The sequence below is a fragment of the Rouxiella badensis genome (assembly GCF_002093665.1).
In the GTDB taxonomy this organism is placed as follows: Bacteria; Pseudomonadota; Gammaproteobacteria; order Enterobacterales; family Enterobacteriaceae; genus Rouxiella; species Rouxiella badensis.
In genome coordinates this window covers 92,396-113,519 of the sequence record NZ_MRWE01000009.1, presented here as the reverse complement: position 1 = coordinate 113,519, position 21,124 = coordinate 92,396, and the positions used below count along the sequence as shown (strand labels likewise).

Here is a 21,124-nt window from a genome sequence, read left to right as displayed (position 1 = left end):
GGCCTTCCTAACGGGTCTGGCTGGGGTCAAAGGCGTCGCGTACCGCTTCACCAATAAAAATCAGCAGCGACAGCAGGACGGCAAGCACCAAGAATGCGCTGATGCCGAGCCACGGTGCCTGAATATTGTTTTTGCCTTCTAACAGCAGTGATCCTAGCGACGGCGAGCCAATGGGCAGGCCAAAGCCAAGAAAGTCTAGCGAAGCCAGGGTAGTAATCGACCCGCAGAGAATAAACGGCATGTAGGTCAGCGTGGCGACCATCGCGTTGGGCAGCATGTGGCGCAGCATAATGGTCCGGTCTGCGACGCCCATTGCCTGTGCCGCGCGGATATAGTCAAAATTGCGTGTGCGCAGGAACTCAGCGCGCACGACGCCAACCAGCACCATCCATCCAGACAACACCGTTATCAGCAGCAGCCACCAGAAATTAGGCTGCACCACGCTTGAGAGCATGATGATAAGAAACAGCGTCGGCATGCCGGACCAGACCTCAATAAAGCGCTGCCCCCACAGGTCGATTTTGCCGCCGTAATAGCCCTGCGTCGCCCCCATGACGATGCCGATAACCGACGATAGCAGAGTGAGCATGGCACCAAACAGCAGCGAGATACGCAGCCCGTAGAGGATCTCGGCCAGCACGTCGTGCCCGTTGCTGTCGGTACCGAGCAGATTTTGCGTGGACGGTGGCGACGGGAACGGCTGTTGGGTCGAAAAGTTTATCGAGTTGTAGCTCTGGCGCAGCGGTGCCCAGATAACCCAGCCGTGGCTATCAAGCTGCTTCACCACGAAAGGGTCCTGATAATCAGTGGCGGTTTGCAGTTCGCCGCCAAAGGTCGATTCGCTGTAGTTCACCATAAAAGGGACATAGAAATGCCCCTGATAACGCACCAGCAGCGGCTTCTCGTTGGCCAGCACGTTTGACAGCATCGCCAGCAGCAGAATAAGCAGGAATATCCACAGCGACCAAAAACCGCGAGGGTTCTGGCGAAAACGAGCCCAACGCGCGCGGTTAATCGGGTTAAGCTTCATCACTGACGGCCCTCGAAGTCGATGCGCGGGTCAACCAGCGTGTAGGTGATGTCGCTGACGATGTTCAGCAGCAGGCCAATCAGGGTGAAGATATACAGCGTGCCAAACATGACCGGGAAGTCGCGTTGTAGCGTGGCATCGTATCCCAGCAGGCCAAGACCGTGCAGCGAGAACATCACTTCAATCAGCAGTGAACCGGTAAAGAACATGCTGATAAAGGTTGCCGGAAAACCGGCGATCACCAACAGCATCGCATTGCGAAACACGTGGCGGTAAAGGATTTTGCGCTCATCCAACCCCTTAGCGCGTGCGGTGACCACATACTGCTTCTGTACCTCATCAAGGAACGAGTTTTTGGTTAGCATGGTCAACGTCGCGAAGCCGCCAATCACCGTTGCCAGCACAGGCAGCGTGATGTGCCACAGATAGTCGGAGATTTTGCCATACCATGGCAGCGAGTCAAAGTTGGCCGAGGTCAGGCCGCGCAGCGGGAACCAGTCCAGATAGTTGCCGCCAGTAAAGAACACGATCAGCATAATGGCGAACAGGAACGACGGCACCGCGTAGCCGATGATGATGACCGTACTGCTCCAGATATCGAAGGCGCTGCCGTTTTTGACCGCTTTGCGGATGCCGAGCGGGATGGACACCAGGTAGATAATCAGCGTGCTCCACAGGCCCAGACTGACCGAGACCGGCAGGCTGGATTTTACCAACTGCATCACCGATGCCCCTTGAAAAAGGCTATCGCCAAAGTCGAAGCGCGCGTAGCGCCACAGCATGTCGAAATAGCGTTCATGCAGCGGTTTGTCGAAACCGTAGCGGCGGGTAATTTCGGCGATCACCTCCGGGTCAAGGCCACGAGAGCCGCGGTACTGGCTGTCGCCGACCTGACCGACGCCTGCGTTGGCATGGCCGGTTCCACTGCCGCCGTTGCTGCCCGGCAGACCGCTGTTCTGGCCCATCTCGATGGCCGCGATAGCCTGATCGACCGGGCCGCCCGGCGCTATCTGCACGATGAAAAAGTTGATTGTAATAATCGCCCATAGCGTCGGAATAACCAGAAGCAGGCGGCGAAGCAGATAAGCAGTCAAGTGAGTCTCCTTACTGTCTGGCCGATTGCAGGCGCGAGGCTTTGTTCACGTCATACCACCAGGTGTCCAGCTCTAGCGAGTAGGGCGGGCGAATTTCCGGCATCGAGAACTTGTCCCAATAAGCGTAACGGTCGCGATTGGTGTACCACATCGGAATCATGTACATGTGCCAGGTCAGCACCCGGTCAAGCGCGCGGCCAAGCGAGAGCAGGGCATCTGGCTGACCCTGATGTGCCACAATCTCGTTGGTCAACTGGTCAATCGCAGGGTCGGACACCCCCGGCGTGTTATAGGTGGAATTGAGATATTTCGAGTTCCACATGATCTGCAGGTCGGTGCCCGGATAAGGCTGTGCGCGATAAACGGTCGGTATCATGTCGTAATCCCGGTTGCGCAGGCGGCTGATAAACTGCGAGTTATCGACCTGACGAATGTTCATTGTAATGCCGAGCCGCTGTAAATTGTGCTGGAAAGGCAGCACGTACTGCGTATTGCCGCTGCTCGGGAGCAACAGTTCAAAAGTGAACGGCGTGCCGGTTTGATTGTTCACCAACTGCTGGTTTTTGACCGTCCAGCCCGCTTCTTTGAGCAGAGCCGTTGCCTTAAGCAGATTTGTGCGGTCATTGCCGCTGCCGTCCGTGGACGGCGGGTGATACAGCTCGCTGAAGACCTCATCGGGCACCTTGCCCTTCAGCGGCGCGAGCCAGGCCAGTTCGGCGGCGTCAGGGTAGTTCTTTGCCGCATAGTCGGTGTTCTGGAAATAGCTGTCGGTTCGCTGATAGGCACCGTAGAACAGCGCCTTATTGATCCAGTTGAAATCAAACGCCAGCGTCAACGCCTCTCTGACCTTGCGGTCCTTGAAAATGGGGCGCTGAATATTGAATGCGAGCCAGCGCGTGTCCTGCGCCGCCTTATTCTCATCATCCTGCCGAATGATTAAATTCCGTGAGAAGTTGCTGCCCTGATATTGTGTTGCCCAGTTTTTGGGCGAGGGTTCGCTGCGAAAATCAAAGGCACCCGACTTAAAGGCCTGAAGCGCCACGTTATCGTCGAGGTAATAGTCGTAGCGGATGGTGTTGAAGTTATAGCGTCCACGGTTTACCGGCAGGTTAGCCGCCCAGTAGTTCGGGACTCGCGAATAGATGATGTATTGGCCTAGCTTATAGTCGGTGATGCGATAGGGGCCGCTGCCGAGCGGTGGCGTCGCCAGTGGCTCATTGAATTTTCGATGCTCCCAGAACGTCTTCGGAATAACCGGCAGGCCTAAAAGGCCCAGCATCTGCTCTTTATTCGGCTGCGGGAACTCGAAGCGCACCGTCAGCGGCGCAATGGCTTTCACCACCACGCCCTTATAGACCACCCTAAATTGCGGTACGCCCTCGGTCATGAACTTATGGAAGGTGAACTCGACGTCACCGGCGGTAATCGGGCTGCCGTCCTGAAACACCGCGTGGGGGTTTATCTCGACCTCAACCCAGCGGAAGTCGCTGTCATAGCGTGCAGAATCGGCGATAAGCGGATAGTAACTGCCTATTTCATCGCTTGAGGGAGTAAACAGGCTGTCATAGAGCGTGTCGCTGCGGATGGCGGCATTTCCGCGAGAGGCGAAGCGGTTGAAATTGTCGAAGGTGCCGATGGCTGACAGGGTAATGCTACCGCCTTTCGGCGCGGCGGGGTTTACGTAGTCAAAATGACTGAAGTTATAAATGTATTTTGGCGAACCAAGAATGGCAAAGGCGTAGCCATCATCGATAGATTCGGCGTGCGCAGTAAATCCTGTGAGCGACAGAAACAGAGCTATGAGTGCGCGAGGAAACATCCTGAAAATTAACTCCTGAATTGGCGCCGCTGACGCTGTGATGACTCAATAATAGATTGAAAATCTGTAAACGACCATTTTGGTTGTTTTATCACAAGTTTAGGCAAGGACCTAAGAGAAAGCGTCTGGGCGGGGTAGGCGTTCAGGCAGTGTGGAACAGCCATAAAAAAAGACCCTCGCGGAGGGCCCTTTTTTATTTGCTTGGCTTGAACAACAAGAGGAGATTCTTTTACTGCAACATCGCCGTCGTGAGTGTACCTGTATTGCTGCTCGGTCTAGCACCGGTCAATACACGTCTTGCTTCACGATAACGCTTGGTCCAGTAGGCTTCGCTCAGGCTTGAAATCATCACGCCGTTGCTGGTAGAAGCATGGACGAACTGATCGTTGCCAAGGTAAATGCCCACGTGGCGGCCGGTAGAGCCTGCACGGAACAGCACTAAGTCGCCTGGACGCAGCTTGTTACGCTGTATCTTCTTGCCCATGTCTTCCTGTTCGTAGGTTGAACGAGGTAGGTCCATGCCAAATTGTTCGCGGAATGTTAACTGTACGAAGGCTGAGCAATCAATACCACGCTTGCTGTCACCGCCTAACCGATAACGAACGCCTTTCCAGTCTGCATATTGATCCATGATTTTGGATTTAATATCGACGTTACGAACCATTGCTTCGAATTCATCCTGAGAGGCTTGAAGTAAAAGACCATCTTTGTCTTTAACTGCATGCATCTCAGTTTGTGCGTTTTCTGTGTTCGAAGAATGTATACCACTACACGCGGAGAGAAGAATTGCCGCGCCAATCGCGGGGATAGCCCGCATTACATATCTCAGAAACGGTTGAGACTTGACCATTATTGTTGTTTTCCCTTGCTGTCCTTAACGAAACAAAACGTTCGTTATCAATTTGCCAAAACCAAGCGAGATTACCCGTCGCTACAGTCTCGGGCAAAGGCTTAGCCAGCAAATTGTGCGGAACAGCACACTATTAATTGGAATCAAGCCAGTCATGCCACATTTCTGTGCAACGTGGTCGAGATTACCGTAATGATCGGGGGAATGCGAGAGGTTTTAACGCTTTTTTAATAAGAAATAATGATGTAAAGCAATGTAACTATTAATTTAAAAATCGCTGATTGAGTTTTGTGCTCATTTGGCCTAAAACCGCAGCAGGACGGGGTCTGCGAGCATTTTTCGCTTTCCGCCTATTTACATTGGCAACAAATTAAATGGCCCGAAAACATGTCAATGTTGTTCGAGCCATAATAAAAAACGATGTCTTTCAGAATGAGTTTTTTCTTAAAGAGTGATTATTTTAGCGCTTTTTTGGGAAGCTTTTTATCAAGCCAGTTGACCAAAAAATCACTCGCAGGGGTCATTAACCACCAGCTTGCACCCACCAGCACTACCGACAATGAACCTACCATGATATCGGTGAACCAGTGTGCGCCAATCATCAGACGTGGCATCGAGAACAGCACGGTTATCAGAACGGCTATCGCGAAGGCGCGTTTACCGAGGTAGCGAAGCATGAAGACGGTGAACACCATCAGCATCATTCCATGGTCGCCAGGGAAGCTGTCACCGGACGAGTCTTTGGTCGGAATACCGGTCAGTTCGCTAACACGGTTAACGTGCGGAAAACTCAGTGAAGGACTCTTGTGCGCGACCGGCAGTTGATGGCCCAACTGGTTAAGTACCACCGCCGTCAACAGCATCACAACGCCGATAATAATCATGCGTCGACGCCCCGTGCGGTCTTCTTTAATGAAATAAGAGAAATAGAGCAGCCCCATCGCCAGCAGGGAGCAGACGTCGAACGCGCGGTTATTGGTGACGGCCACAAAGTGCAGAAACGTCTCGTTGGTGGCCAGATGACGATTAAAATAAAAGAACACCGACGTATCGATAGGCGCCCAAAAACCGTGGTTTGCTGGCAGATAATAAGAGAGGAAAAGCGCGATACCCAATACGTTTAGTAGCAGGATCACGGGAAGATTGCGGCGAAACATAAATCAAAACCTGTTTTAAGTAATAAAAATATCATAACTAGCGATACGGTAAGCCTGCTAACTTAAACGAATCCTCAACAAGATGGATTGAAGAGCGTTCCAGTCGGTCTTGCCGTGGGATATTAATTCAATTCTGTTGTCTAAGGGCGCCGTCGAAAGCGTGTCGATGTGAAGGTCATTACCCTGACGGTTCACCCGCAATGTGCCTTCCTTTATACGTATCACCGCTTTCAGGCGATCGACCGGTGCCTGCCGCGCCCAATCGAGGAACCCGGCGGTGTCGAACAGCGTCTCGCCATCAAAAATCCATCCGCAGCTGGAATAGTCCCCGGCCTCGTTCAATGCACGTCGCCAACGCTGATGGCCCGGCAGGCTAAGCGCCGCCAGTCCCTGCTTTGACTGATGGGCGTGGTGATGCTTGCCCTCTGGCAGTTCGCGCTCGTTTCTGCGCGGCTGGTTCAGCAATTCAGCGCTAATTTTCCCCTGCGAGACGCGCTCTATCTGCAAAGAGGCATCCTGCGTGCTCAACCACTGTGCCAACATCAGGTCATCGTGTTCTGTATAGGTATCCGTTTTGTTGGCGATGATGATGTCTGCCGCGGCCAGCTGGTCGCGAAAGTTTTCGTTGGCAACAACCCGTGGGTCGCTTAGTTGACGTGCATCCAGCAGGCAAAGCGAGGCGTTTAACGTCAGCCAGCCGCTGTAAACGTCTGAAGTCAGAAGGGAAAGGATTTGTTTTGGGTGACCCAGACCGGTGGGTTCAATAAGCAGGCGGTCTGGTTTTGCCTGTTTCAGCAGCATGTTGAGGCCAATCTGCATCGGCAGGCCGTTGACACAACACATACATCCACCAGGGATCTCCTTGAGCACCGCGCCGCTGTCTGCCAGCAGTGCACCGTCGATGCCGATTTCACCAAACTCGTTGACCAGCACCGCCCATTTTTCGTTTTCCGGCTTTTGTGCCAGCAGGTGGCGGATGGTGGTGGTTTTGCCGCTACCGAGGAATCCGGTTATCAGGTTTGTTTGCGTCATGTTTAATCCTTATAGCGCCCGAAGGCTCCTTATTCCCTGGGGTTTTCCTTCGGGCCATTCATCAAATATGCGCAATAAGATGCCCCTCCAGCAAGATAAAATCCAGCCTGTTAAAGCTCTATGACCACCGGAAAGCTCTTTTAACTACAAAACGACTCATTATGCTGATAACGAAACTCCTGCGTCACTCCGCCATAGCCGTAAGCGCCCGCACGGCAATCGATGATATGAATATTCGAATGCTCATGCAGTTCGCCCAACGTTTCTGCCAGCAGGGCATAGACCTCTTGGTGATACTGCGCCTTTTGTGCACGGGTATTGGTCTCGTCGGTGACGGTTACCTCCAGCCTAAAGGAGTGACGCGCTAGCGCCTGCAATGACTGACCGTTAATAAACCAAAGTTCGGCAGGCACAAAGCGCACAATAACCATCGTCTGCTCCGGGCGTTTATCGAGTATCCGGCAGGTTAATTTTGTTAGCGCGTTGGCCAGACGGTGGGCGAGTTGAGGGTCTTCATGACCCGAAAGTTGCAGCGTGATCCCAGGCATAGCGTTCTCCGATAGGTTGATGGGGTGATGGGGTGATGCAGAAGAGGATATTCGTTGCTGATTGCCCGGAAAAGCAGGAACATCTGGTGATATCCATCAATAAAGCCGAGGGATGCCCATGCGACCTTTCAATCTCGATCATCTACGGTCTTTCATTACCGTCGTTGAGGCTGGCAGCATCTCTGCCGCCGCACCGCGTCTGAATCTCTCTTCCTCTGCGGTCAGCGAACAGTTGAGCAAGCTGGAAGATTTCACCGGCCAAAGCTTGCTGCTGCGTGGCAAAAAGGGCGTGACGCCGACTCCCAGCGGCGAACGTCTAGGGGTCTTTGCCCGTGAGATGCTGGTACTGAGCGCGCGCGCATTAGATGAGGTACGAGGCGTGTCCTTTTCCGGCGAACTGCGTTTGGCGATTACCGATTACTTTCGTCCCAACGAGATACCGCCCATGCTGGTGAAACTGCGCGAGCGTTATCCAGACCTGCGGCTGAACGTCAGAGTGCAAAAAAGTGTTGATATCCGCGCCCAGCGTGACGAAGACCCTTTTGATATTGGTCTTTCAATGCAGATTCTTTCTCCGGCACATGCGCATGAAGGCACGCAGGTCTGTCGCGAACCCTTACACTGGGTCGCAGCTGAAGGGTTCAACTGGGATCCCGCCAGGCCACTGTCGCTGCTCGCCCTCCCCGCAGGCTGCGCCATGCAGGGGTTTACCCGTCAGTTGCTTGAGGAGAACGGCGTCAGTTTCGCGATTACGCATTCGGCGTCAGGCGTGGCGGGTCTTCAGTCTGCGCTGCTGGCGGGACTCGGGGTTGCCTGCCTCAATGCCTCATCGATACCCTCGGGGCTTAAGCCGTGGCGAGATGCGACGCGGCTACCCGCGCTTCCTGACGTCAGCTTTGTACTTTTACCGCCACGCGACGGTGAAAAGCCTCTGGTGAGCGACGTTCGCCAGCGGCTGCTACAGCATTGGACGATGCAGCAAGCCGATGATTTCGCGATAGGTTCACAGATTTTCACATAACTGCAACGCCTTCAGGCCGCGTGATATACTGTTGAGCAATATTTTCAGAAAAGTGGGGGGTAACATGCGGCTTTATCAGGAAGTGGGGCATCAGCTGCGTGACGCAATCGCATCCGGCCAGCATCTGCCCGGCGACCGGCTTCCCCCCGAACGTGACATTGCCGAACTTTTTTCCGTCAGCCGCAGCGTCGTGCGTGAGGCACTGATTATGCTCGAGCTGGAGAAAGTGGTTGAGGTGCGCAAAGGGTCCGGCGTTTACGTGCTCGAACAGGCAGAAGGTGTCCAGCCGCCTCGTGCTGACAGCGGTTACGGTCCGTTCGAGCTGTTACAGGCGCGCCAACTGCTCGAGAGTGAGGTCGCGGCATTTGCAGCGGTGCAGGCCACCAAGGCGGATATCCTGAAGATGCGTGACGCCATCGAGCTTGAGAAAAGCTTTGTGGCACAGGGTATCATCGACGAGAGCGCCGACGAGCTGTTTCATACGCTGCTGGCCCAGGCCTCACAGAATAGCGTGCTGGCGAATATGGTCTATGAGCTGTGGCAGGTGCGTAAGCACAGCCCGATGTGGCAGGGGCTGCATCAGCATATTGGGGAGAGTAACTACAGTGAACTGTGGCTTAACGATCATCAGCAGATCCTGCAAGCAGTGCTGCGCCGCGAGCCAAAGGCGGCGAAGCAGGCGATGTGGCAGCATCTTGAGAATGTGAAAAGCAAACTGCTGGAGATTTCCGACGCCGAAGATCCGACGTTCGACGGCTATCTTTTCCGGTCAGTCCCCGCCAGCCTTAACGACTAGCGGGGCAAAGCGCGTTACTTCACCAGATTCGCGACGGTGGCTTTAGCCCCCAAACGTTGCAGACTGAGATAGGCCGCCGTTATCGCCTCAATTGCCGACGTATCGCGCGCAAGCGGCTCTCCAAAAACACTCTTCAGCGCCAGCAGAGCACGGACTCTTTCTTCACCGTCCTGACTGCCTGCCACAATCTCGCGCAGCTTTTCCGCCATCGGATCCTTGATATCAATCGGTTGCCCGGCGTCGTCAACACCGCTGACGTAGCGCATCCAGCCGGCGACACCCAGCGCCAGACAGGCGTATTCGCCGCCGTGTTGCAGATTCCAGCGCAGCGAGTCCAGCATGCGCTGCGGCAGTTTTTGCGTGCCGTCCATCGCGATTTGCCAGGTGCGGTGTTTGAGTGACGGGTTACTGTAGCGTTCGATCAGGCTATCGGCATAGGCCGTGAGGTCGATTCCACTCACGCTGAGCGTAGGTGCCTGCTCTTTCAGCATCAGTCGATAAGCCGCGCGGCGGTAGTTTTCATCCTCCATGCAGCTGTTAATATATTGATATCCCGCCAGATAACCAAGATAAGCGAGGAACGAGTGACTGCCGTTAAGCATGCGCAGCTTCATCTGCTCAAACGGCAGTACGTCGTCAACCAGCTGTGCACCGACTTTTTCCCACGCCGGACGGCCCGCCACAAAGTTGTCTTCGATGACCCATTGAATGAAGGGTTCACTGGCGATACCGCATGGATCGCCGATGCCGCCCAGCGACTGGCTGATTTCGGCTTCAAACTCTTCGGTAAGCGCGGGCACGATGCGGTCTACCATGGTGCTTGGGAAGGTGACAGACTCGTGGATCCACCTTGCCAGCGCCGGATCCTTCTCCTGCGCCAGGCCAAGAATCGCGTTTTTCACCACATGGCCGTTTTCAGGAATGTTATCGCAGGAGAGAATGCTGAACCCTGGCAGCCCGCGCAGATGACGCAGGCGCAGCGCCTCAACCAGCAGGCCAGGCGCGGTGGCGGGGGAGTGTCCGCCCTGTAAATCTTTGACGATCTCCGGATGCTGAAGGTCGAGCTTGCCGCTGACCGGTTCGATACAATAGCCTTTTTCGGTAATGGTCAATGACACGATAGCCACCTGCGGCTCTGCCAGTTTCTCGACGATCGCGTCGATCCCTTCAATCCTGCCGTGCATCGACTCGTGAACCGCGCCAACGACGATCGGCTGATTTCCCTGTGCCCCCTTCTCCAGCACGGTGAACAGGTGGTCTTGTTCACGCAGTGCCTTGATCAGGTTATCGCGGCCAAACAGCGATATCTCACAGATGCCCCAGTCACCGCCTTGCTGGTTCAGCACGCGGTCGGTCATCAGCGCCTGATGCGCGCGGTGAAAAGCACCGAAGCCGATGTGCACAATACGGGTCTTGAGCGCCCGACGGTCATACTGCGGCTGTTGAACATTGGCAGGCAACGGGCTAGTGGAAATCTTGTTCATTTTGACTCCATCACATTCGGGCATAGGTTAAATTGGTCAGGCCAAAAGCGCGCGGGGGAAGATTTAATAGGCAATCAAGGTCTGATTTGGGCGTTAATGAGTACTGGCAGTGTAAAGTGATATGACAGGAATGAAAATTGGTAAGTCCAAATATTAAGCCGCATTTGTGAGATCGATCATAACTTTGCGCGTGGGACATCGTTCCATTGTCGTCGCATACCGGCATAAAAAAAGAGCGCCGCAGCGCTCTCTTTTATAAGACGGGGAGAAACCCAATCCTTATGCACGACCCATATAGCGATGTTCGGCGATGTGAATCTGAATACGGTCGCCGGTGCTCAGATATTCTGGTACCTGAATAACCAGACCGGTGCTCATGGTCGCTGGTTTGTTGCGGGCGCTGGCTGAAGCGCCTTTGATGCCAGGCGCGGTTTCGATGATTTCCAGCTCAACGGTCTGCGGCATTTCGAGCGCCAGCAGCTGGCTGTCCAACGTTAGAACCTGCATACCTGCCAGTCCACCTTCAGGAATGAACAGCAGCTCTTCTTCAATCTGTGATTTGTTGAAGGTGTAAGGCGTGTAGTCTTCGTCATCCATAAAGATGTATTCGTCGCCGTCGACGTAGGAGAAGTTCACTTTACGACGGGTGAGGGTAACGGTATCAAGGATGTCATCACCCTTGAAACGTTCTTCAACCTTCATGCCGGTACGCACGTCGGAGAAACGCATTTTATACAGCGTGCTTGCGCCACGCGCGCTAGGACTTTGTACATCAATATCTTTAACCAGCAGCAGTTTGCCGTCGTAATTTACAACGAAGCCGCGTTTAATTTCGTTAGCACGTGCCATAAAAATAACCTGTTTGCAAAAAGTTTGGATAATGGGCGACACGTTACTCGTGCGCGTGATTTCAGGCAAGTAGGTAGCTCAAAAAGAGTGATGAAATGGCCGCCTGAAGGGGTTTTTGACGATTTATGTGGTGGGAATTTCACCGTGCTGTTATTGTCTGCCGATATTAGGTTTCAACCTACATCGCATTCAATCTGCAGCCCAGAGGAGAGCTACCGATGGACTGTCGTTCAGACTGCGGCGCTTGCTGTATCGCGCCGTCAATTTCCAGCCCGATCCCAGGCATGCCTAACGGTAAACCCGCCAATACGCGCTGCGTTCAGCTCGATGAAACGATGCGCTGCAAGATTTTTACTTCACCGCTGCGGCCCAAGGTTTGTGGGGCATTACAGGCACGTCGCGACATGTGTTTTACCCATCGCGACGACGCCTTCACGTATCTGCTACAGCTCGAGCTCGACACCGCGCCTTAATGGCCGTCAGGCTTCCCTGACCCGCCAGATGCAGAAGACCGACACCACCACCATTGCCAGCGCCGCGTAAAACACCGCGTAATAGCTGGCGAACTGCGCCACTAATCCCGCCAGCGACCCGGCCAGGATCCAGCCCGCACGCGTCGAGTTGGTGAACAGCGTGGTAGCTGCACCCGCCTGTCCCGGCATCAAATCCTGGAAGTAAAGCATGCCGATACCGGCCAAAATCCCGATAAACAGCGCATTGAGCAGCTGGATGGCAATCAGCGTGGCGGGACCGGTGAAGAACATCAGGCTGCCGTAAAACAGTACGCCGCAGATTACCGCAAAGCGCATCAACAAACGCTTACCCAGCTGTCTGGCGAGATAACCGGCAACCAACATGGTTGGGATCTCGAGGCATGCGGCGATGCCCATCAGCATACCGGCGAGTTTTGAAGACAGATGCAGCTCTTTCACCACGTACAGCGGCATATTGATCAGATAAATACTGTTGGCCGCCCACATCAGCGAGCAGGCGATAAACAGCATCAGCGTATCGCGACGGTTGTTGCGCGGTGCCTCAAGTGGACCGGCGGTAGTCAGCATCGCTTTCGGCATTGAGGGCAGGAACGCTCGGACCATGATCCCGCACAGAATAAAGGCCACCGCGGCGGCGCAATACATAAAGGTGAACCCGAAGCCCAGCGCCAGCGCAAACGCCAGCGGAGGCCCCACGACCCAGGCGAGGGAAACCTGCGCACGGAGAATCGAGCTGAACATCACCGCTTCACGCCCGGTTTTGTCGGCGTGCTCGCGGGCAAGCGCAAACATCTGCGGGTTGGCGGTGGAACCAAAACTGGTCAGCAGTACGCCCACCAGCAGCAGAATGAAGTAGCTGCGGTTGAAGGCAAACAGTACGCAGCCCAGTGCGCCAAGCAGGCAGCAGAACAGAATTAGCGTTTTGCGATCGCCTTTTTTATCCGACCAGCCGCCGAGAAACTGACTGACGAAAATCCCCATCACCGCACTACCGGTAAAAAATAGCCCAACCATAAACGGCGAAACCTTGACCTCGGTGGTCAGAAACAGGCTCAGCGTCGGGGTTTGCAGTGCACCGGCGATACCGGTCAGAAAGGCAATAATCAGGAACGCGCTGGAGGTCATGTCCGGCAGGCGGAGACGACGCGCGGTAGTGGTTGAAACTGTCATTTTTTAGGTTTGCACCAAAACAATAATAAGGAAGGGGATAAGGCGAATCGCGCGGATTTTACGCCTGTTTTTTACAATAGACACGGCTTTTAATCAGCAAATAAGAGGCCGCGTCGGCTAACCAGCACAGGATGCTAAAAAGCCGCCACGTTGTCTTTAATGCCAGCAAGCTTCAGCACCCTGAGGCATAGAGGTCAGCTATACTTCAGCTTTTCGATGCGTCGCTAAAGAATTTAAAACTTAAAAAAGGAAAATTGTGCGTAGCATCATAAAAATGCAACGCCAAAACGCGTAATGCTTGCAAAATAAGCGCCGCAGAATGAGACTGCACGAAACGTTTCAGCGTTGTCCGGTTAGTCAAAATAACCTGCCAGCGCTCCTTTTTTCTCAATAAAGCTGAAACGATTCAATTTCGGCAGGAGAGGAGAATTATGTTCCAGTTGTCACAGCAAGACATCCACCTGGGCGCTGCCGCAGGCACAAAAGAAGACGCTATCCGTCAGGTTGCCGCTGCGCTCACCGCCGCGGGTCGCGTTAGCGAAGGTTACGTTGACGGAATGTTGGCCCGAGAGCTGCAAACTTCAACCTATTTGGGTAACGGTATCGCCATTCCTCATGGAACGACCGACACGCGCGACCTGGTCCAGAACACCGGCGTACAGGTGTTCCAGTTCCCTCAGGGGATTGAGTGGGGCGAAGGACAGAAGGCGTTTGTGGTCATCGGTATCGCCGCCCGTTCTGACGAACACCTTGCCTTGCTGCGTCAGCTGACCCACGTGCTCAGCGATGACAGTGTCGCCGAGCAAATGGCAAAAACCGACTCCGCCGAAGAGCTGCGTAGCCTGCTGATGGGCGAAAAAACCGCGGCCGAATTCCGTTTCGATACTCAACTTATTGCCGTAGACGTTGCCGCCGACAGCCTTATCACGCTGCAGGCGCTGAACGCAGGACGTCTTCAGCAAATTGGCGCGGTTGACACCTCTTTCGTCAGCGACGTTATCAGCCGTAAGCCGCTGAATCTCGGACAGGGCATCTGGCTGAGTGACAGCGTTGTCGGCAACCTCGGCAGTGCTGCGGCGGTGAGCCGTCCTGCTACAGCATTTGAAAGCGACGGCGAAAAGGTGGCCCTGCTGCTGACGCTGGCCGTCGCCGACGACAAGCCTTTAGATTTGCTGAACTACCTGGGCGATCTGCTTCGAGCCGGTAAGGCCGAGCGCCTGTTAGAGGCCGATGCCGTGGGCGTGCTGGCGCTGCTGACCAGCGAAGTGGAAGAGCAGAGCCAGGTGTTGACTGCCGAATACGTTATCCGCAACGAACACGGACTGCACGCGCGTCCGGGGACGGCGCTGGTCAACTGCATCAAGAAATTTAACAGCGAGATTACCGTCACCAACCTCGACGGTAGCGGCAAACCTGCCAATGGTCGCAGCCTGATGAAGGTCGTTGCTCTGGGCGTTAAAAAAGGGCACCACCTGCGCTTTACCGCCAGCGGTGAAGACGCCGAAGTGGCATTGAAATCCATCGGTGAAGCGATTTCCGAAGGTCTTGGGGAGGGCGCATGAGCCGTCGCGTAGCAACTATTACCTTAAATCCGGCCTACGATCTGGTGGGTTACACCCCTGAAATAGAACGCGGTGAAGTCAATCTGGTGCAGACCGCCGGCCTGCACGCTGCGGGTAAGGGCATCAACGTTGCCAAAGTTTTGAAAGACTTAGGGATCGACGTCACCGTAGGCGGGTTCCTGGGTAAAGAGAATCAGGACGGTTTTCAGCATCTGTTTAGCAGCCTGGGCATCGCCAACCGTTTTCAGGTGGTCGAAGGCCGCACGCGTATTAACGTCAAACTGACCGAAAAAGACTCCGAAGTGACCGACTTTAACTTCTCGGGCTTCGAGGTTACGCCACAGGACTGGGAGCGTTTTGTTAACGACTCACTGAGCTGGCTGGGGCAGTTCGACATGGTCGCCGTGTGCGGCAGCCTGCCTGCGGGTGTCGACCCGCAGGCGTTCACCGACTGGATGGCTCGTCTGCGCACCCAGTGCCCGTGCATTATTTTCGACAGCAGTCGTGAAGCGCTGGTCGCCGGACTGAAGGCGGCCCCTTGGCTGGTTAAGCCTAACCGCCGCGAGCTAGAAATCTGGGCTGGCCGCAAGCTCAACGACTTAAGCGACGTGGTCGAAGCCGCTCACGCGCTGCGCGATCAGGGTATCGCTCACGTTGTTATCTCCCTTGGCGCAGAAGGCGCGCTGTGGGTCAACGCCTCGGGTGCATGGATTGCCAAACCGCCTTCCTGCGAAGTCGTTAGTACCGTAGGGGCCGGTGACTCAATGGTCGGTGGACTGATTTACGGCCTACTGATGCGTGAGTCCAGCGAACATACCCTGCGTCTGGCTACTGCCGTCGCGGCGTTGGCCGTTAGCCAAAGCAATGTTGGTGTCAGCTCCCGTCCACAGTTGGCGGCGATGATGGCACGTGTTGATCTGAAACCTTTTAATTGACAGCAGGAGAGAAAGAATGAAAACGCTGCTGATAGTAGACAAAGAGATTGGACAGGCAAGTGCGCAGATTGCAAAAAATATGCTTGCTGCCGCCGTGCAAAAGTCAGGGCATCAGCTTGTCACTCGCGCCGCTGAAGCCGAATGGGTTCTCGCCGTGGGCGATGCCGTGCCAGCAGAAGCCGGACTGAACGGTAAGAATCTGTATCTGGGATCGCTGGCCGATGCGGTGCGTGAGCCGGATGCCTTCGTGCAGCGCGCTTCCACCGAAGCTAAAGCCTATCATGCGCCGGTGCAAACCGCGGCCTCTGCGGCACCTGCTGCTGCCGGTCCTAAACGTATCGTCGCGGTGACCGCTTGCCCGACCGGCGTGGCGCACACCTTTATGGCGGCCGAAGCCATTGAAAGTGAAGCGAAAAAACGTGGCTGGTGGGTGAAGGTTGAAACGCGCGGCTCCGTCGGTGCCGGTAATGCCATCACCCCTGAAGAAGTTGCCGCCGCAGACTTGGTTATCGTTGCCGCCGACATCGAGGTTGACCTCGAGAAGTTCGCCGGTAAGCAGATGTACCGTACCTCGACCGGCCTGGCGCTGAAAAAGACCAAGCAGGAATTAGACAAGGCACTGGTCGAAGCCGAGCTGTTTGAGCCTAAGAAGCAGGGGCAGGCGTCTTCCGGCAAGAAAAAAGAGACTGGCAGCGGTCCGTATCGTCACTTGTTGACCGGTGTGTCCTACATGCTGCCGATGGTGGTGGCGGGAGGGCTGTGTATCGCTCTGTCATTCATCTTTGGTATCAAGGCCTTTGAAGTTAAAGGCACGCTGGCCGCTGCGCTCATGCAGATTGGTGGTGCATCGGCCTTCGCGCTGATGGTGCCGGTTCTGGCAGGTTTTATCGCTTTCTCGATTGCTGACCGTCCGGGTCTGACTCCGGGTCTTATCGGCGGTATGTTGGCGGTGAGCACGGGTGCAGGGTTCATCGGCGGTATCATTGCCGGTTTCCTCGCGGGTTATGTGGCGAAATTTATCAGCAACAAGCTGCGTCTGCCGCAGAGTATGGAAGCGCTTAAGCCGATACTGATCATTCCGCTGGTGGCGAGCCTGATAACCGGTCTAATCATGATCTACGTGGTGGGTACGCCGGTCGCGAAAATCATGGCGGGTCTGACTGCATGGTTGCAGTCTCTGGGCACCGCCAATGCGGTCCTGTTGGGCGCAATCCTCGGCGCGATGATGTGTACCGACATGGGTGGGCCAGTTAACAAAGCGGCCTATGCGTTTGGTGTCGCTCTGCTGAGTTCCTCGGTCTATGCCCCAATGGCGGCCATTATGGCGGCAGGTATGGTGCCACCGCTGGCGATGGGTCTGGCGACCTTGCTGGCGCGTCATAAGTTCGAACAGGGTGAGCGCGAGGGCGGTAAGGCGGCGCTGGTGCTGGGCCTGTGCTTCATCTCTGAAGGGGCAATTCCTTTCGCTGCTCGTGACCCGATGCGCGTTCTGCCTTGCTGTATCGCTGGGGGAGCGCTGACGGGGGCACTGTCGATGGCCTTCGGTGCAAAATTGATGGCACCGCACGGTGGTCTGTTCGTGCTGCTCATCCCTGGCGCTATCACACCGGTTCTGCTGTACCTGGTGGCCATTCTGGCCGGTACCGTGCTGGCGGGTGTGGCCTACGCCATCCTTAAACGTTCTGATGCTGCGATTGCCGCGAAAGTCGTTGCAAACAGCTAAGCTTTCAAACGTTTATAATGATAAGCGCTGCTCTCGGGCAGCGCTTTTTTTTGCCGCTATTTTTATGAGTAGCAGGATGATGTCATCTATTTATGGATAAATATCCTCCTAGTTATTGAAATTTTATAACTTAATATTTTTCCCCTTAACGATAATAATCGTCCTATTGCTGTTTTTGTCATGAGGTGAATTTTGCTTCGCCGTAATAAAGACAAATATTTACAATACTTTTAATAAATAGGCTATTTGAGGTATTTGGTTATATATACTGATTAAATAACAGTTAAACGAGGTTGCCATCATGTTGAATATGTTGATAAAACGAAAGGGTGGCAGGACGCACACCGAAGACCGTCATCTGGCTCTTTTGCTGGCAACGACGGCCGGTATTCTCAATGCCATGGCATTGGGCGCATTCGGTTTTTTTCCCTCGCATATGTCTGGAAATACCTCTCAACTTTCTTCAGAAGTATCGAATACTGATTTAAGCGACGTACTGTTTCTGTCGGCTATTATTGGCGCCTTCGTGATTGGCGCAATGCTTTCTCGGCTGATTGCGATCGGCGGAATAAAGAACAATATCCGCACAATATTCAGCATAATTCTTCTAATCGAGGGCGTTATGTTAATTTTGACCTCGTTGTTTGAAATATTATTTTTCTCGTCGAAGAACAATCACGAAATTATCGTTTTTCTGAGCTTCCTGATGGGGATCCATAATTCCACCTCAACCCAGCTCTCCAACGGGCGCGTGCGTTCGACGCATATTACCGGAACCCTGACCGATGCCGGCATCGCCCTGGGCGCGGTAATAGCTACGCTGATGCGCCGCGACCCTTCGAAACAAATCAAGGCACAGCGCAGCCAGTTTATTACCCATGCGGTGACTATAATGTCTTTTCTTATTGGCGGTATATCGGGGTTGTTGCTCTACAAACAGTTTGGTTTCAACTCGATGGCCGCGGTAGGTGGTTTTATTGTGCTGATTGCCGTGGGGGGGATATTGGCAACCCTTCTTCGAGCCAATCGTCGTATCCTGAGACAGGGCGTGTCGTGACGCTGATTATATCGAAAGGACGACATTAAACCTGAAGACTTTTTTTCTGCACTCGGCGGCAAAAGAGAAGGGCGTATACGGCTACTTGCCCAACTGGGCCCCGTTGGGCCCGACAGGGTGCGCTACTTTGCCGAGCACTGCCTGCGGCCGAGTTGACGCGCAGGCTGGCCGAAAAACTTGCCGAAGATCGGCAGAAGAATTAGGCGGCGGCTTCGTCGTCTTCGGCTGTCTGTTCTGCTTTGAGCCAGGCAATTTCGGTGGCCCAAATTTCCGGGTCGACGGTTTCGAGGATCATTGGAATGTTGTCGAAACGCGAGTCACGCATGATATAGCTGAAGGCGGTCTTGCCGATATTGCCTTCGCCGAGGCTGTGGTGGCGGTCAACCCGGCTGTTGAACTCGCTTTTGGCGTCGTTCAGGTGCATGCCGCGCAGGTATTTGAACCCGACCACGTCGGCGAAGTTTTTAAAGGTATGCTCGCAGGCCTCGCGGGTGCGCAGGTCATAACCGGCAGCAAAAGCGTGGCAGGTGTCGATGCATACCCCAACGCGGCTTTTGTCTTCAACGCCGGCAATAATTTTCGCCAGATGCTCGAAACGGAAGCCGAGGTTGCTGCCCTGACCGGCGGTGTTTTCGATAACTGCCGTCACGCCTTCGGTTTTGTCCAAAGCAATATTGATAGACTCGGCGATGGTGGCAAGGCACTTGTCTTCATCAATCTGCATCAGATGGCTGCCAGGATGGAAGTTCAGCAATGACAGTCCCAGCTGTTCGCAACGCTGGAGTTCATCGATGAAGGCTTCGCGGGATTTCTCGAGCGCTTCCGTCACCGGATGGCCCAGGTTAATCAGATAGCTGTCGTGCGGGAGAATTTGGTTGCTGCTGTAATTGTACTTTTGGCAGGCTGCCTTAAAGCGTTCAATAACATCTTCAGCCAGGGGAGCCGCGCGCCATTGCCGTTGATTTTTGGTAAACAGCGCAAATGCAGTCGCTTCCAGCTCATGTGCCCGCAAGACTGCCTGATCGACTCCGCCTGCTGCACTAACGTGTGCCCCTACAAATTTCATGTTACCCCCTGTTTAGTTATGTCCTGTTGTTCTGAATGATAACCGCTTTATGCACAGGGGGGCAGGCAATAAATGTTAAAAGTCTTGCGAAAATGCCCGCTTTTTATTCATTAGAGCAGGTGTTGTACCAACAGGTTGATGCCTGCCCCGCCAACGATTAGCCAAATAAACAGCACAGCCGCCATCATTAGGGGTTTGACTCCGGCCTGACGCAGCGCGCTGAAATGAGTCGTTAACCCCAGCGCTGCCATCGCCATTGCCAGCAGAATCGTGTCCAGCGTCAGCAGAAAATGCACCCAGCTCTGCGGCAGCAGGCCGAAAGTGTTGAAGGCTGCCACGCCAATAAACCACAGCGCAAACCACGGTAGTGTGATGGCGGACCACAGACTTTTCCCCTCGGTAGCCGCGGCCGTTTGCGGCTGGCGACGACTCTTCCACAGGCTGACGAGCAGCAGGAAAGGCGCGAGCATCATGACACGGAGCATTTTGGCGATTACTGCCGCGTTTTCTGCGTCGGGGGAAACCCCGTGACCTGCTGCGACTACTTGCGCAACTTCATGGATAGTTGAGCCGGTATAGATGCCGAAGCGGCTTGCGGTTATCTCCAGCCAGTGATAGTGCAGGTTGAGCTGCCACAGCCACGGGTAGAGGAAAATTGCCGCGGTGCCAAAAATCACCACCGTCGCTACCGCCACTGTCACTTTGTCCGCATCGGCCTTCAGCACTGGCTCCGTTGCCATCACCGCCGCTGCGCCGCAGATGCTGCTGCCCGCGCCAATCAGCATCGCGGTGTCGTTGTCCAGGCCAAAAACCCGTTTTCCCAGCCAGCAGGCGAGTAAAAAGGTGCTGGAGAGGGTCAGCAAATCAATAACGACACCGGACGCGCCGACGTCGGCAATTTGGGTAAAGGTGAGTTTAAATCCATAGAGGATTATCCCGAGCCGCAGGAGCTTTTGCTTCGCCAGATTGACGCCTTCGGCGCAGCGTGGGCGGGCGAGTGGATAAACGGTATTGCCTATCAACATACCAATAACGATGGCCAACGTCAGGGCACTGAGGCCGAGCGAGTTGAGCAAATCAAAATGGCTTAACCACAATGCGAGGGCGGTAATCGCTGCGGTTAGAACTAAACCCGGTAAAACGCGTCCAAAAGGATAAGGCAGCATGAATTTGTGCTGTGCATTGCCGTGCGCCTGGTGTTGGCGATGATGTTCGGGTAAGACGTGGCTCATAATTTTATCCTGCATAGATGACCTGGGCATAAGCTTATCCAGTGCAGGCATAAATATGAAATTGATTATAATCCTATAACCAACCTGAAAAACTGGTATAGAATGATAACAATGGTCTGTCGCACACGGCGGTGCGGATGGAGCTATACTCTTTATTGGGAGGAGCGGATTCGGCCAAGGGGTGCAGATGCGACGCTGAGCACTT

At 54.4% G+C, this 21,124-nt stretch carries 19 protein-coding genes; 7 read left to right on the top strand and 12 right to left on the bottom strand.

Features of this window, described 5'->3' with window-relative positions; genetic code table 11:
• Nucleotides 1–7 precede the first annotated feature (7 nt).
• From BS640_RS07575 to BS640_RS07545, 7 genes are all read right to left on the bottom strand, one after another.
• Nucleotides 8–1,033, bottom strand: coding sequence for an ABC transporter permease (locus BS640_RS07575; RefSeq protein ID WP_084912297.1), 1,026 nt, complete (start codon nt 1,031–1,033; stop codon nt 8–10).
• Nucleotides 1,030–2,124 carry a microcin C ABC transporter permease YejB gene (locus BS640_RS07570; protein WP_084912296.1) on the bottom strand — a complete coding sequence of 365 codons (1,095 nt, stop codon included), beginning with the start codon at nt 2,122–2,124 and terminating at the stop codon, nt 1,030–1,032. Before BS640_RS07570 ends, BS640_RS07575 begins: the two co-directional genes overlap by 4 nt.
• A gap of 10 nt (nt 2,125–2,134) precedes the next feature.
• On the bottom strand, nt 2,135–3,943 hold the full coding sequence (locus BS640_RS07565) for an extracellular solute-binding protein (protein WP_084912295.1): 1,809 nt from the start codon (nt 3,941–3,943) through the stop codon (nt 2,135–2,137).
• Nucleotides 3,944–4,172: 229 nt separating this feature from the next.
• Nucleotides 4,173–4,793 carry a bifunctional murein DD-endopeptidase/murein LD-carboxypeptidase gene (gene mepS, locus BS640_RS07560; protein WP_051040078.1) on the bottom strand — a complete coding sequence of 207 codons (621 nt, stop codon included), beginning with the start codon at nt 4,791–4,793 and terminating at the stop codon, nt 4,173–4,175.
• Between the two features lie 455 nt (nt 4,794–5,248).
• Nucleotides 5,249–5,950 (bottom strand): phosphatase PAP2 family protein, encoded by a 702-nt coding sequence (locus BS640_RS07555; protein ID WP_017492255.1) that lies wholly within the window; start codon nt 5,948–5,950, stop codon nt 5,249–5,251.
• Between the two features lie 57 nt (nt 5,951–6,007).
• Nucleotides 6,008–6,982 carry a CobW family GTP-binding protein gene (locus tag BS640_RS07550; protein WP_084912294.1) on the bottom strand — a complete coding sequence of 325 codons (975 nt, stop codon included), beginning with the start codon at nt 6,980–6,982 and terminating at the stop codon, nt 6,008–6,010.
• A 140-nt stretch (nt 6,983–7,122) separates the two neighbouring features.
• On the bottom strand, nt 7,123–7,530 hold the full coding sequence (locus tag BS640_RS07545) for a tautomerase family protein (RefSeq protein ID WP_026110578.1): 408 nt from the start codon (nt 7,528–7,530) through the stop codon (nt 7,123–7,125).
• A gap of 118 nt (nt 7,531–7,648) precedes the next feature.
• Here BS640_RS07545 and BS640_RS07540 point away from each other — a divergent pair, with 118 nt between their 5' ends.
• Together BS640_RS07540 and BS640_RS07535 are read left to right on the top strand one after the other, a co-directional pair.
• Nucleotides 7,649–8,551, top strand: coding sequence for a LysR family transcriptional regulator (locus BS640_RS07540; protein WP_169713491.1), 903 nt, complete (start codon nt 7,649–7,651; stop codon nt 8,549–8,551).
• A 64-nt stretch (nt 8,552–8,615) separates the two neighbouring features.
• A complete protein-coding gene (locus BS640_RS07535; protein ID WP_084912292.1) occupies nt 8,616–9,347 on the top strand; it encodes a GntR family transcriptional regulator in 732 nt (243 codons plus the stop codon).
• 14 nt (nt 9,348–9,361) lie between these two features.
• Here BS640_RS07535 and BS640_RS07530 read toward each other — a convergent pair whose 3' ends face one another.
• Both BS640_RS07530 and yeiP read right to left on the bottom strand, forming a co-directional pair.
• On the bottom strand, nt 9,362–10,831 hold the full coding sequence (locus tag BS640_RS07530) for a mannitol dehydrogenase family protein (RefSeq protein WP_084912291.1): 1,470 nt from the start codon (nt 10,829–10,831) through the stop codon (nt 9,362–9,364).
• Nucleotides 10,832–11,110: 279 nt separating this feature from the next.
• Nucleotides 11,111–11,680, bottom strand: coding sequence for an elongation factor P-like protein YeiP (gene yeiP / locus BS640_RS07525; protein ID WP_026110577.1), 570 nt, complete (start codon nt 11,678–11,680; stop codon nt 11,111–11,113).
• Nucleotides 11,681–11,898: 218 nt separating this feature from the next.
• Between yeiP and BS640_RS07520 the strand changes: the two genes are divergently transcribed.
• Nucleotides 11,899–12,153 (top strand): YkgJ family cysteine cluster protein, encoded by a 255-nt coding sequence (locus BS640_RS07520; RefSeq protein ID WP_017492249.1) that lies wholly within the window; start codon nt 11,899–11,901, stop codon nt 12,151–12,153.
• 6 nt (nt 12,154–12,159) lie between these two features.
• On the opposite strand, the gene BS640_RS07515 is transcribed toward BS640_RS07520, so the two are convergent.
• The gene (locus BS640_RS07515; RefSeq protein WP_026110576.1) at nt 12,160–13,344 is read right to left on the bottom strand and encodes a sugar efflux transporter; all 1,185 of its coding nucleotides are present in this window, start codon (nt 13,342–13,344) and stop codon (nt 12,160–12,162) included.
• Between the two features lie 431 nt (nt 13,345–13,775).
• Here BS640_RS07515 and fruB point away from each other — a divergent pair, with 431 nt between their 5' ends.
• The 4 genes from fruB to BS640_RS07495 all read left to right on the top strand — a co-directional run bounded on the left by fruB (nt 13,776) and on the right by BS640_RS07495 (nt 18,621).
• The gene (gene fruB / locus BS640_RS07510) at nt 13,776–14,906 is read left to right on the top strand and encodes a fused PTS fructose transporter subunit IIA/HPr protein (RefSeq protein ID WP_017492247.1); all 1,131 of its coding nucleotides are present in this window, start codon (nt 13,776–13,778) and stop codon (nt 14,904–14,906) included.
• Nucleotides 14,903–15,841: a 1-phosphofructokinase gene (gene fruK, locus BS640_RS07505; protein ID WP_017492246.1), complete on the top strand. Its 939-nt coding sequence runs from the start codon at nt 14,903–14,905 to the stop codon at nt 15,839–15,841. The genes fruB and fruK overlap by 4 nt, the downstream gene beginning before the upstream one ends.
• Before the next feature lie 16 nt (nt 15,842–15,857).
• Nucleotides 15,858–17,564, top strand: a complete 1,707-nt coding sequence (gene fruA / locus BS640_RS07500; RefSeq protein ID WP_017492245.1) for a PTS fructose transporter subunit IIBC — start codon at nt 15,858–15,860, stop codon at nt 17,562–17,564.
• 301 nt (nt 17,565–17,865) lie between these two features.
• A complete protein-coding gene (locus tag BS640_RS07495) occupies nt 17,866–18,621 on the top strand; it encodes a YoaK family protein (protein WP_017492244.1) in 756 nt (251 codons plus the stop codon).
• Nucleotides 18,622–18,820: 199 nt separating this feature from the next.
• On the opposite strand, the gene nfo is transcribed toward BS640_RS07495, so the two are convergent.
• Complete coding sequence (gene nfo, locus BS640_RS07490; protein ID WP_017492243.1) at nt 18,821–19,687, bottom strand: deoxyribonuclease IV; 867 nt, start codon at nt 19,685–19,687, stop codon at nt 18,821–18,823.
• Between the two features lie 110 nt (nt 19,688–19,797).
• Nucleotides 19,798–20,853: a YeiH family protein gene (locus BS640_RS07485; protein ID WP_139802794.1), complete on the bottom strand. Its 1,056-nt coding sequence runs from the start codon at nt 20,851–20,853 to the stop codon at nt 19,798–19,800.
• Nucleotides 20,854–21,124 lie beyond the last annotated feature (271 nt).